This window comes from Azorhizobium sp. AG788, assembly GCF_004364705.1.
In the GTDB taxonomy this organism is placed as follows: Bacteria; Pseudomonadota; Alphaproteobacteria; order Rhizobiales; family Xanthobacteraceae; genus Azorhizobium; species Azorhizobium caulinodans.
Window position 1 is genome coordinate 518,847 of sequence record NZ_SOBM01000005.1, and the last position, 11,817, is coordinate 530,663.

At 68.4% G+C, this 11,817-nt stretch carries 10 protein-coding genes; 3 read left to right on the forward strand and 7 right to left on the reverse strand.

What is annotated here, in order from left to right; genetic code table 11:
- Position 1 precedes the first annotated feature (1 nt).
- From DFO45_RS15680 to DFO45_RS15690, 3 genes are all read right to left on the reverse strand, one after another.
- Entirely contained in the window at positions 2-1,816 is a 1,815-nt protein-coding gene (locus tag DFO45_RS15680; protein WP_133865606.1) for an ABC transporter ATP-binding protein, read from the reverse strand.
- Between the two features lie 474 nt (positions 1,817-2,290).
- A complete protein-coding gene (locus DFO45_RS15685; protein WP_208299805.1) occupies positions 2,291-3,565 on the reverse strand; it encodes a murein L,D-transpeptidase family protein in 1,275 nt (424 codons plus the stop codon).
- Positions 3,566-3,798: 233 nt separating this feature from the next.
- The gene (locus DFO45_RS15690; protein WP_012171838.1) at positions 3,799-4,752 is read right to left on the reverse strand and encodes an acetyl-CoA carboxylase carboxyltransferase subunit alpha; all 954 of its coding nucleotides are present in this window, start codon (positions 4,750-4,752) and stop codon (positions 3,799-3,801) included.
- Positions 4,753-4,939: 187 nt separating this feature from the next.
- On the opposite strand from DFO45_RS15690, the gene DFO45_RS15695 reads away from it, so the two are divergent.
- The 3 genes from DFO45_RS15695 to DFO45_RS15705 all read left to right on the forward strand — a co-directional run bounded on the left by DFO45_RS15695 (position 4,940) and on the right by DFO45_RS15705 (position 5,905).
- The gene (locus DFO45_RS15695; RefSeq protein WP_043879517.1) at positions 4,940-5,119 is read left to right on the forward strand and encodes a hypothetical protein; all 180 of its coding nucleotides are present in this window, start codon (positions 4,940-4,942) and stop codon (positions 5,117-5,119) included.
- Positions 5,120-5,290: 171 nt separating this feature from the next.
- Positions 5,291-5,581, forward strand: a complete 291-nt coding sequence (locus DFO45_RS15700) for a YggT family protein (protein WP_012171840.1) — start codon at positions 5,291-5,293, stop codon at positions 5,579-5,581.
- A 9-nt stretch (positions 5,582-5,590) separates the two neighbouring features.
- Positions 5,591-5,905 carry a DUF167 family protein gene (locus DFO45_RS15705; protein ID WP_133865607.1) on the forward strand — a complete coding sequence of 105 codons (315 nt, stop codon included), beginning with the start codon at positions 5,591-5,593 and terminating at the stop codon, positions 5,903-5,905.
- A 68-nt stretch (positions 5,906-5,973) separates the two neighbouring features.
- Here DFO45_RS15705 and DFO45_RS15710 read toward each other — a convergent pair whose 3' ends face one another.
- The 4 genes from DFO45_RS15710 to DFO45_RS15725 are packed head-to-tail and all read right to left on the reverse strand — an operon-like array spanning position 5,974 to position 11,816.
- The gene (locus DFO45_RS15710; RefSeq protein WP_133865608.1) at positions 5,974-7,182 is read right to left on the reverse strand and encodes a polysaccharide pyruvyl transferase family protein; all 1,209 of its coding nucleotides are present in this window, start codon (positions 7,180-7,182) and stop codon (positions 5,974-5,976) included.
- A gap of 33 nt (positions 7,183-7,215) precedes the next feature.
- On the reverse strand, positions 7,216-8,604 hold the full coding sequence (locus tag DFO45_RS15715) for a glycosyltransferase family 4 protein (RefSeq protein WP_133865609.1): 1,389 nt from the start codon (positions 8,602-8,604) through the stop codon (positions 7,216-7,218).
- Positions 8,605-8,607: 3 nt separating this feature from the next.
- Entirely contained in the window at positions 8,608-10,839 is a 2,232-nt protein-coding gene (locus DFO45_RS15720; protein WP_133865610.1) for a hypothetical protein, read from the reverse strand.
- 8 nt (positions 10,840-10,847) lie between these two features.
- A complete protein-coding gene (locus DFO45_RS15725) occupies positions 10,848-11,816 on the reverse strand; it encodes a hypothetical protein (RefSeq protein WP_133865611.1) in 969 nt (322 codons plus the stop codon).
- Position 11,817: the final 1 nt, after the last annotated feature.

The window sequence follows — 11,817 nt, forward strand, 5'->3', positions numbered from 1 at the left end:
CTCACTCCGCCGCGAGCCGCAGAACCAGCGTCTGGCGCTCGTGGAGGCGGCGGTAGAGGCCACCGTCGAGGCGCAGCAGGTCCGCCGGGCGGCCCTGCTCGGCGATGCGGCCGTGGTCGAAGACCAGAAGCCGGTCGAGCGTGCGCACGGTGGAGAGCCGGTGGGCGATGACGAGGGTGGTGCGCCCCTCCATCAGCCGCTCCATGGCCTCCTGGATCTGCGCCTCAGATTCCGAATCAAGGCTTGAGGTGGCCTCGTCCAGAATGAGGATGGGCGCATCCGCCAGAAACGCGCGGGCGATGGCGACGCGCTGGCGCTCGCCGCCCGAGAGCTTCACGCCCCGCTCGCCCACCAGCGTCGCATAGCCGCGCGGCAGGCGGGCGATGAAGCCGGACGCATTGGCCAGCGCCGCCGCCCGCTCGATCTCCGCCATGCTCGCGCCCGGGCGGGCATAGGCGATGTTCTCCGCGAGCGTGCGGTGGAACAGGATCGGCTCCTGCTGCACCACGGCGATCTGGCGGCGCAGGCTCGCCTGCGTCACCTCGCGCACATCCTGCCCGTCCACGCACACGCGGCCGTCGCTCACATCATGCAGGCGCTGCACCAGCTTGACGAAGGTGGTCTTGCCCGAGCCGGACGGCCCCACCAGCCCCACCCGCTCGCCGGGGGCGATCTCCACGTGGAGATCGTCATAGAGCGGCGTCTCGTGGCCCGGATAATGGAAGCGCACATGCTCGAAGGCGATGCGCCCTTGCGTGATCCGCGCCGGCACGGCGTCCGGCCGGTCCGCGATGGAGATGGGCGTCTCGTGGATCTCGGCCAGCTCCTGCATGTCGTTCACGGAGCGCTGGAGATTGTGAACGTAATAGCCGATGTCCCGCAGATAGCCGTGGACGACGAAATACATGGTGAGCATGTAGGCCACCTCGCCCGGGCTCGCCTGCCCCCGCCACCACAGCCAGAGGCCGGTGCCGATGATGGCCGTGCGCAGGGCCAGCAGCGCCACGAGCTGCGCCGTGCCGCTCCAGGTGTGGGCCATCCAGGTGCGGCGCACGCGGGCGCGCCACTTGGTCATGACGCGATCCAGCCGCGCCTCCTCCCGCGCCTCCGCGCCGAAGCCCTTCACCACGGCGTTGCAGCCGATGGCATCCGCCAGCGTGCCGCCCACCCGCGTGTCCCAGCGGTTGGACAGCTCGGAAGCGGGCGCGACGTAATAGACCGAGAGCGCCACGGTGAGCGCGATGAACAGCACCGCGCCGCCGCCGATCACCGCCCCCATGATGGGCCACTGGAGCGCGAGCAGCACCGCCGCGCCCATGAGCACGGTGACGGAGGGCAAGAGCGCCACCAGCAGCGTGTCGTTCAGGAGATCGAGCGACCACATGCCCCGCGTGATCTTGCGCACGGTGGAGCCGGCGAACGAATTGGCGTGCCAGTCGGAGGAGAAGCGCTGCACGCGGGCGAACGTATCCTGCGCCACGTCCGCCATCATCCGGATGGTGAGGCGCACGATGCCCGCATAGGCGATGTGGCGGAACACCACCATGACGGCACCCAGCGCGAGGATGGCGAAGAAGGCGTGCAGCGCCGCCATCCCCGCCTCCGGTCGCGCGGCGGCGGCCGCGCCATCGGCAGAGACGAGCGCATCCACGAGCCGGCCCGCATAGAGCGGCACCAGCACCTCGCAGAGGGTGGAGAGCGCGATGGTGCCCACGATCACCCCGATCACGCCCGGCTGGCGGCGCCAGTGGGCGGAGAGGAAACCGAAGACGAGGCGGAAGGCGCGCGAGCCCTTGGAACGGCGCAAAGACGACATGGCGATGCCCGGCGGCATGACGCCCGCCGGCCCTGATGAAACGGAATGGGAAAGCGTGCCCCTCAGCGGGCACGGACTGGCGCGGAAGATCGGTTGGATCAGCGCTGCGGCTTGGGAAGAAAGCCGCTTGCCGACCATGGGGCGCGTCCGACGGATTGCCCCGCAATCCGGTTCGGCGGCGGCCCGTCAGGCGTCCGGAGCAATCGGTGTCAGACGACTAGTCTGATCCGATCCGGCTCCAGACCTGAATTGGTCGGCTCCCCCGCAGGGGCGTGTACTGACGCATCTGGCCCCTCCTGCGGGTTGAAGATGCCTCTTTCCTACCCCTCCCCCAAGGAAAGGGTCAAGCCGGCGGGCAAATGTTCACGCAGCCTTGAGCATTGCGACGGTAACGGGAGCAGGCCGCACGCGCACGAAAAAGCCCGGCGGCCGAGGGCGCGCCGGGCTTTTTGAAGGTCTCTTCGGAAGAGCGGCTCAGTTGCCGAAGCCGCCGCTTCCCACGATGGGGGCCGCCCCCATGAGGGCAGAAGCCTGCGCGACGCCCGTATCGGCACTGGCCGTCTGGGTGGTGGCGCGCGTGTAAAGCGAGGAGGTGCTGCCGGCCGTCGGCGCAGCCGTCCCGTTGGGATAGGGCGTGCTCGCGGCCCGCGCCGGCGTGGATGCGACGGGCGCCGGAGCCGGCGTGGCCGCCGGCGCGCCGGGCCGCACGGGCGCGGCGACGACCTCGCCATCCGCCTTGGGCGGGCGCACGTTCGCGGGATCGAAGGCCGGCACATTGTCCTGCCCATAGGCCATGCGGGCGGGGGCATTGTCCTCGCCATTGAGCTTGGCGAGGAACACCGGGTTCATGCCGCCGTCACGGCCGGTGCGCACCGGCGCGAGCGGCGTGTTGGAGGAGAGCTCCGCCACCTTCAGATTGTCGGAGCGCTCCTTGGCGCCCACCGCGCTCGCGATCTCCGGGGCCACCGTATAGGCCGGGCACGGCGCGGACGGGTTGAAGGCCTGGCCGGGCGGCAGCTGGGCATCGAAGACGTACTGCCGGTTGCAGACGTTCACCTTCGGCTCGTGCTTCGTCACCTCGAAGTGGTCGTAGCCCTGCTTCAGGTTGCGCCAGAAGGCCATGTTCGGATTGTTGCGGTGACGGGCCAGATTCTGCGGCGTCATGCGGAAGGGCATGGCCTGGATCTGGAACGCCCGCTGTCCGCCGGCAAACGCCTCGCGGGCCAGCGCGAAAATCTCCGCGATCTGCTCGTCCGTCATGGCGTAGCAGCCGGCCGACGAGCAATCGCCGTGGATCATCAGGAATTCGCCGGTGCGGCCCCACGACTTGTCAAAGGCGTTGGGGAAGCCGGTGTTGATGGAAAGGTAGTAGCTGGAGTTCGGGTTCATCAGGCCGGGGGTGATCATGTAGAACCCCTCGGGCGCCTGACGGTCGCCGATCTTGACCTTCGGCCCCAGCTCGCCGGACCAGCGGCAGATGGGATAGGTCTTCAGCAGCGCGTAGCTGCCGTCATTCTTCGCCTTCCAGACCTCCAGCTCCGCCTCTTCCTTGAAGACGCGGATGAGAATCGGATTCTGCGGCGCCATGTCCTTCTCGGACATGAGCGAGATCATCTTGGGCGACAGCGGCTGGTTGGCCTTGGCCGAGACATCGTTGCCCTGGCCATTGCAGGCCGCAAGCGCAAGCGCGGCGACGGCGGCAAGGGCCGCAAGGCGCACGCGGGAGAGGATGGCAAGCGGACGGCTCAACACGGAACTCCTGGGTCCGATCCGGGCGCGGTGAGCGACAGTTCTGAAAGTTCTCTAGCCTTACGGCCTGACCGCCGCAAGATGGGAGAACCCTCGAGGTCGACCGCCCCCAACGTCAGATGACGGCGCATTGCGGCCGTCCTGAGATGGTGGCTGGCCTGGGGCTTGCGGAAGAGCACAAACCGCCCGGATGGGGCCGATAACCGTTTCGTTGGTTAACGAACCGTTAAGGCTCAGAGGGTGCGGCCGATGGCGAGGAATTTCGCCCGGCGCGCCTTGCGCACCGCATCCGCATCGAGCCCGGCGAGCGAGCCCATCGCCTCGGCGATGGCATTGCCGGTCGCTTCAATGGCCGCCTTGGGATCGCGATGGGCGCCGCCCACCGGCTCGCGCACGATGTCGTCCACGATGCCGAAGCGCAGCAGGTCCTGCGCCGTGATCTTCATGTTGGTGGCCGCCTCCTGCGCCTTGCTAGTGTCGCGCCACAGGATGGAGGCCGCGCCTTCCGGCGAGATCACGCTGTAGACCGCATGCTCCAGCATCAGCACCTTGTTGGCGGCGGCAATGGCGATGGCCCCGCCCGAGCCGCCCTCGCCGATCACGACCGCCACGTTCGGCACGCCGAGGCCGAGGCCCGCGTCGGTGGAGCGGGCGATGGCTTCCGCCTGCCCACGCTCCTCGGCGCCGATGCCGGGATAGGCGCCCGCGGTATCCACCAGCGAAATCAGCGGCAGGCCGAAGCGGTCCGCCAGTTCCATGATGCGCACGGCCTTGCGGTAGCCCTCAGGACGGGCCATGCCGAAATTGTGCCGGATGCGGGTCTCGGTGGTGGAGCCCTTTTCGTGGCCGAGCACGCACACCGCTTCACCCCGGAAGCGGGCGAAGGCGCCGATGAGGGCTTCGTCCTCGCCATACTTGCGATCGCCGGCGAGCGGCGTGAAATCCGTGAACAGGCCCTTGGCGAAATCGGAGAAATGCGGGCGCGCCGGGTGGCGGGCCACCAGCGTCTTCTGCCAGGGCGTCAGGCTCGCATAGAGTTGCGTCAGCGCTTCCTGCGCCTTGCCTTCCAGCTTCTGGACCTCATCGGCGATGCTCACCCCGTCGTCCGGAGAAGACAGCGCGCGCAGTTCTTCCACCTTCGCCTCGAGCTCGGCCACAGGCTTCTCGAAGTCCAAATAGCTACGCATGCATGTCCACGGGGTTTGAGGGTGAAACCGTCAGGGTACAAGGCTCCTGGCCCCGCCTCGGGGCGCGCGGAAGCTGCCCCCCACGGCACGGCAAGTCAAGCCGGAGGCCATTTACGCTGTGCAGACCCGGCAACCATCAGATAGGGGGCAGCGTTCTCCAGCGGTAGACCCAAAGGAGCGACACATCATGCCGCAGGCTGACAAATCCAAGGAAACGCAGGAGGCCGAGGCCCGCAAGGCGGCCCAGCGCACGCCGGCGGCTGGCCCCCACGCCAAGCCGCACCTCACCGACACCGAGAAGACGCCCGGCAGCGGCACCCTGCCCGATCCCAAGCACCCGCAGGAGGGAGACGCGACCTCCGGCTGACGTGAGAGGCCGACGCAACCCGCCCGGACGCTGCGGCATCGCGCAGGCCGCGACCGGGCGGGTTCGGCCTTGTTTGCGCCCCCTGTCCCCGGCTATTGCTGCGGAGCGATACAGCTCTCGCCCGCCGCCCCGCCGGGGACGATGCGGCAGCCAACGAGGACCCCTGCCCCCATGCGCGCCCTTCTCGATGTCATCCTGATCGTGCTGCAGCTTTATGTCTGGGTGCTGATCATCTCGGCTGTGCTCTCGTGGCTGGTCGCCTTCAACGTGGTGAACCCCTACAACCAGCTGGTGCGGACCATCAGCGAGATCGTCTACAAGCTGACCGAACCGCTGCTGGCTCCCCTGCGCTCGGTGCTGCCGAGCATCGGCGGCCTCGATCTCTCCCCCATGGTACTGATCCTGATCATCTTTTTCCTGGAGCGGGTGATCGCCTACTACATTTACCCCATGGTGTTCTGATCCCAACCCATGGCCTTCTGCCGCGAGACTGCCGACGGGCTTGAGGTCAGCGTGCGCGCCACCCCCAAGGGTGGCCGCGACGCCCTCGACGGCGTGAGCCAGCTGTCCGATGGGCGCGACGTTCTGAAGATCCGCGTCCGGGCGGCGCCCGAGGATGGCGCGGCCACCGCCGCCGTCGCCAAGGTTCTGGCTGGCGCCGCGGGCGTTGCCCCCTCCGCCGTGCGCCTCGCCTCAGGCGCCACGGCGCGCCTCAAGGTATTCCGCATTTCGGGCGATGCCGCCCGCCTGCGCGTGACACTCGAAGCGGCCGTCGCCGCCCTTTGATCTTCCCTTAAGTCGCAGAAACGCAAACGGCCCGCCGAGGCGGGCCGTCCGGCTGAGGCATGCGCCGATCAGGCGACCTTGCGTTCGGGCGTTTCCGCGCCGAGTGACCAGGGCGCGGGCGTGTGGCGGGTGTCGACCATCTTGTTGTCGACGCCATTCTCGTCGAGGAAGGTCTTCTGCTCGCGATAGGTCATCGCCCAGGCGCGGTTGAACTTGTTGAACAGGCCCTGATCCCAATAATCCTCCAGCTTGAACTCCTTCTTGGAGAAGACGTCATAGCTGGGGATCTGGTAGGTTTCGGCAAACTCCACCGTGCGGCTGTCATAGGTGAAGTAGATGGACGGCGTGCCGTTGGAGAGGGCCATCAGATTGCCGTGCAGGCGATAGCCGAGCACCAGATCCTTCTGCTGCACCAGCGCCTCATAGTCGGCCACCACGTCGGAGTAGAACAGCCGCTCGCGGTGGAGCTTCTCGATCTCGTCGTCCCAGTACCATTCCGAGACCCATTTGTTGGCTTTCAGCGCTGCAATGGCCTCTTCGCGCTGCTCGGCGGTGCCGAACACGATCTTCTTCTCCTCCACCTCGCCCTGGGCCATGAGCACCACGTCCCAGCGGTTGGCGCATTCCTTCACCAGATCGCGGTGGAAGGTGAGGTAGCGCTTGATGTCCTGCGCATAAGCGGGGGACACCTCGCGCCGGCAGGTGATGCCGACCTGCTTCACGTCTTCCAGATTGGGCAGCGTGATGGTGAGGTTGGGATCGTTGCGCCGGAAGGCGGTGGGGCAGCCGACGATGCGGATGTTGCGGATGCCGATGTCCCACAGCACCTGCGCAGAATAGGCCCCGCGCACGCCGATGGAGGCGGAGGAATCCGCCATCATGTGCAGGACGGTCTTGGTCTCCTCCGAGAGTTCCATCTCGCCCTTCACCGGCGCCTGGGCGCCGATGCCATAGGCGATCACCGGCAGCTTGAGGCGTTTCAACACCTCAATGGTGTTCTGCCACTTCATATGGTTGTGGACATAGTTCGAGCCGCGCAGGAAGACGTAATCATATTCCTCCCGCAGCCGGTCGATGTCCTCCATCTTCGGATTGGCGATGGGCAGCACGCCCAGCTTCTCGAAGTTCATCAGCTTCAGCGATGAATCGAAGACGAAGGCGTCACCGATGTTGTGATAGTGGTCGATGCTGCGCTGGACGTCCTTGTAATTGTACCAGCGGACGCAATCGTGGTCGTAAACTTCTCCCGACGGGATCATGACGAGGACGCGGGCCATTCTTGCCTCCCTCTGGAAGCTGAGGCGGTTGCCTCAGGCGGTGCGCGCAACGGCTTTCTGAACCGTCGCGCCGGGGACATCCGAACGCTTCTCGGCGCGCAGGCGCCGGTAGAGTTCGAGATGGGTGCGGGCGAAATCGAGATGGGTGTCCGGCTTGCGGATGCCGGCGCGCAGGCGCTCCCACAGCGTGTCATCGGTGAGGGCTTCCACGAGGCGGTCGGCGAGATCCTCGGCGCTGCCGGCGCGGAAATGCAGCCCGTCCACGCCGTCGCGGATCTTCTCCGCCATGCCGCCGATGTTGGAAGAGATGATCGGGCGGCCGTGATGGAAGGCCTCCTGGATCACCACGGGGGAATTCTCCCACCAGACGGACGGCATGATCATCCAGTCCACCGAGCGCATCAGGCGCGGCATCTCCACATTCTGGTAGGAGCCATAGAAGCGCACCCGGTCGCCAGCCTTCTCCACCAGCGCGGCAATCTTGTTCTGATAGGCCTGCGGCTGGCGCTCCAGGTTGCCGCCGAAGATCATCATGCGGGCATCCTCGCCCCACACGCTCTCCGGCACGCGCCCCACCGCGTCCAGAAGGACGTCCGCGCCCTTGTAAGGTGTCATCTGGCCGAAATAGGCAAAGCTCCCGCGCCGCGTGTTGCCGCCGGTGAGCGGACGGGGCGGCGCCACTTCGGCAATGTCGAGCCCGTTCTCGATGACCGACATGCGGCTCGCATCCAGCCCCCAGTCGATGAAGCGCTGGGCGAGGAAATGGCTCGGCGAGACATAATGATCCGCCAGTTGCAGCATGGACTGCACGAAGCGCTCGCGCTGCAGGAAACGCGCGGGCGAGATGTCGGGGAAACAGGCGTGGCAATCGGTGGGCGATGAGCGCTGGCACAGCTTCATGCCCGCCGTCTTCACCATCTGCCCGTGGTGGTGGCAGATGGACAGGAATTCGTGGAACGTCACGACGATGCGCGTGTCCGGCAGGGCATCGCGCACCGCGAACAGCGTCTCAAGCCCAAGCCCGAGGATGTGGTGGAAGTGCACCACATGGGGCTGCACGTCGGTGACGAAGCGCAGGAAATCCCGGCGCAGATCCTCCGTGTTGCGGTTCGACAGGAGAAAGTGGTCGTAATCGTCCGCGTGATAGAGGATCTCGTCCTCTTTCTGCCGCAGGCTCATGAGCGCGGAGGCGCCGTGGCGCGGCACGGGATTGCCGACGCGGGCGAGATAGCGGGAGGAGGCACCGCCCACCGCATTCAGTCCCTTATGCAGATTGTGCGAGGCCACCTCCGCCCCGCCCAGCGAATAGCCGGGGTGAGCGTGGGAAATGATCAGCACGCGCAGATCCTCGACGCTGCCGTCGGGCGCCACGGGCACCGGCACGGCCGGCAAAGGGGCGGACGGGTTGGGCTGTGCATTCATGGATCAACTCCGCATGTTCGCCACCGCGAGCGACCAGCGCCGGTCGAACGCCCAGCGATCGACCTTCCGCACAAGGCCGTGCCAGGACGCCACCGCTGGTCCGGCGGCCCCTTCGCTTGTCTCGTCCGCGCAGATCATTTCCACCTCGGGCACCCAGACTGAGGGCGTGCCGCCGAGCCGCAGCTTCAGCGCGAGGTCGAGGCGCTTCTCGGCGATCCCGAGATAGCCACGTGTAAACCCCTCCACGCCCTCGAAGGCAGCGCGCGGCAGGATGCAGCATTCCACCGTGCCGGCCGTCACTTCTATCGGGTCGGCCTCCGCCACCGCAGCACGCGGATAGCCGACAAGCCGGTCGCTGAGGCCGCGGCCGGTGCCCTCGCCCTCCAGCATGGTGCCGGCCCAGCGGATAGAGTCGTCTTCGAACAGCAGCGTGGGCGAAACGAGGCACCGACCGCCCCGTGCCCGATAGGCGCGCTCCAGGCGCGGCAGCCAGCCAGGCCCGCGCGGCAGGACATGGGCGCACATCAGCAGCAGATGCTCGGCGGAACTTGCCCGCACACCCGCCTCGATGGCATCGCACACATCCTGCGCCCCCTCGGCCCGCACGAGGCGCAGACTGAGGCGATAGAAATCCGCGAGGCGCCGCACCTCGGCGGACACCTCGTCGAACCATTCCTCGCGCACGGCGACGACGATGGGCAGCGCCCGCGTTTCCGGCTCCAGCGCCAGCAAGGAGAGCAGGACACCCACCTGCGCCGCGCCTTCGTCCACGCCGATCACCAGTGCGGTCGAGGCTGCGCCGTCGAAACCGCCCGCCTCGCCCATCACCCGGCCGGCGGCGGGCCGGCGCTCCAGCGTCTGCACCAGCGGACCCAACTGCCGCTCCACCACCTGTGCGGCCACGGCGGAGCGGGGCTCCACGGCGGAGGACAGGCGCTGGAGCACATGGCGCGGCGTGGCGCGCGTCAGTGGCAGCGGGCGATAGACGGGGCCGCTCGCGAGCGTCAGTTCGAGATAGGCGGCATCGCGCGCATGGGCGGCCACGCGCGGCGCGAAGGCGAGAAAGCCATGGCCATGATGGCCGGGGTCCAGCGCCGCGAACAGGGGATCGGAGGCGAAGGCGCGGGTCACATCCGGGCGGGGCTGGCGCGTCCAGCCCTCGTCGATGCGCACGCCGGTCTTGCCCACCTTGAGATGGACCGCCTCCACATGTTCCTCGCAATCAACGATCCAGCCGGAGACCAGCACGCCACCGCCATCCACCATTAGCGCGAAATCGATGCCGAGCCGCACGGGCAGCTTCAGTTCGCTCACCGTGTCCCGTCCGTCGAAGCGGTTGGCGGCGGCCTTCAGACGCGCCAGCACGTCGGTGGGCGCGGTGAGGCGGGGCAATACGGCCCGGGCATGGGCGGGCACGTCGCGGGGCTCCAGCCGCACGCAGCGCTCATAGACGGTGATCGCCCGCCAGCCCTCACGGGAGCGGAACAGCACCTTCTGCAAGGCGGCGGCGTCGATCTTCTCCGCCGCCGTCATCACGCCCGCAAAGCCACGGCTGCGGCCGGCGAGATCCTCGCGGGGGAAGGAGGCGCTGTCGAGCTCGGCCAATGTCGGCTCGGCACCGATGGCGAGCACGCGGGCGCGGCCCGGCACCAGGTCGGCGGTCCAGCCCTGAAGGAAGAGTTCACCATCCTCGTCGGCGCCCATCACCTCCACGAAGCCGTCGGGCCGCGCCACGGCCTGCGCCATGGCCGCCACGGCCCGCAGACGGCGTGCGGTGGGCTTGCCGGCGAGCAGCGCCTCCACGATGCCGTCCACCACCAGGGCGGCGGAGGGGCCGGCATCCTCGGCAATGGCCTGTAGCGCTGCTTCCAGCGGTACCGGACGGCGGGCAAAGGCATAGCGGGCGGGATGGCCCGGGCGGCGGAAGACGATGGAGGTGAGGCGTCCACGTCCCAGAACCGCCAGCGGCACCAACGCGCAGAAGCCGGACCGGGCTTCCGGCGGCGCCTCCGGCCGGCGCCAGGAGACGGTGGCGGCCTGCGTCGCCGCGCTCGGGTCGCCATTGAGCAGCGCCTGCACGCTGGCCGGCATTTCGCCCATGCCGGCGATCAGCGCCAGCCCCTCGTCCACCGCCGCCACCAGCGCCGTCTCGCCATCGAGCGGCAGGCCGTGGATTTCGCCCCGCTCGGCGGGACGGTCGGTGCTGGGGCGGTCAGGCGCGTGCGGATCGGGCATGGGCGTCCTCAGATGCGAAGGCCGATGGCGAGGGCAAGGCCGATGCCGACACCAATCAGCACCGCCAGGGCGAAGAACTGCGGCTTGATCTCGTCGCGCGCCTGCTCCTTCAGCGCCTCGAGGCGCGCGTCGAAGCCGGCGAGCGTACCGTCGAAGCGGGTGAGGAAGATCTCCACCTGATCGAGCCGCTCTGTGAGCGCGTCCTGCCCGGCGCGGACGGTGGTAAGCGCCTCCTCCAGATGCGACTCCCGGTCGGAAAGCACGTTCAGCCGCTCGGAGGCCTCCTTCAGGCTCACGCCTGTATCGCGCTGGCCGAGCTGGAGCTGGCGCTGGGCGGCCACCAGCAGGTCGAGCCGATCGAGCACTCGGGCCATGGGCGCGGCGACCGCCGCCTCCGCCGCCTTCTCGTCGGCGCTCGGTCGGCGCAGCACCAGTTCCCCCTTGGGATCGACGGTGATCGCGATGACGGTCAGCCGATCGGGGGATTGCAGCGCCTTGGGCGGCAGGTCGATGGCGAAGGCGTGATGGCCGTCGCCGATGCCGTTGCGCCGCAGGTCCACGCGCGGCTTGTCGGCGACACCGCTCGCCACCTCCACGCCATCCAGCAGGATGCGCACGAGGATGCGGGCCTCGGGACGGTTGCGGTCCCACACCCAGCCGAATAGCTGGCCATTGTCCACCGCATCCACGCGGCCGGCGAGGGCTGCCTCTGGGCTCGCGGCGGCGGGCGCAGCCGCGGCCTCCGGCGGCGCGGCTGGCTTTGCAACAGGCGCGGGTTGCGCCGCCGGCTTGGCTTGAGCGACGGGTTGGGCGGGCGCGCCCGCCTCCTTCACCACCGCCGGCTTCGCGGGGGCTTCCGCCTTGGGGACGGACGGCGCCACAGCCAGCGGCTTGCGCGCCGGGGCCGTGTCGGGCTTGGGCCTTGCCGATACGTCATTTGCGGCAGACGGCGCCGGCGATGCTTCCGCGAGCGACATG

Coding starts and splice junctions, on each gene's coding strand:
- DFO45_RS15710 (WP_133865608.1), bottom strand. CDS start 7,182: ATGGCCCGCGTCCTCGTCATGATCCCGTCGGGAGAAGTTTACGACCAC.
- DFO45_RS15705 (WP_133865607.1), top strand. CDS start 5,591: ATGGCCTTCTGCCGCGAGACTGCCGACGGGCTTGAGGTCAGCGTGCGC.
- DFO45_RS15700 (WP_012171840.1), top strand. CDS start 5,291: ATGCGCGCCCTTCTCGATGTCATCCTGATCGTGCTGCAGCTTTATGTC.
- DFO45_RS15695 (WP_043879517.1), top strand. CDS start 4,940: ATGCCGCAGGCTGACAAATCCAAGGAAACGCAGGAGGCCGAGGCCCGC.
- DFO45_RS15690 (WP_012171838.1), bottom strand. CDS start 4,752: ATGCGTAGCTATTTGGACTTCGAGAAGCCTGTGGCCGAGCTCGAGGCG.
- DFO45_RS15725 (WP_133865611.1), bottom strand. CDS start 11,816: ATGTCGCTCGCGGAAGCATCGCCGGCGCCGTCTGCCGCAAATGACGTA.
- DFO45_RS15680 (WP_133865606.1), bottom strand. CDS start 1,816: ATGTCGTCTTTGCGCCGTTCCAAGGGCTCGCGCGCCTTCCGCCTCGTC.
- DFO45_RS15715 (WP_133865609.1), bottom strand. CDS start 8,604: ATGAATGCACAGCCCAACCCGTCCGCCCCTTTGCCGGCCGTGCCGGTG.
- DFO45_RS15720 (WP_133865610.1), bottom strand. CDS start 10,839: ATGCCCGATCCGCACGCGCCTGACCGCCCCAGCACCGACCGTCCCGCC.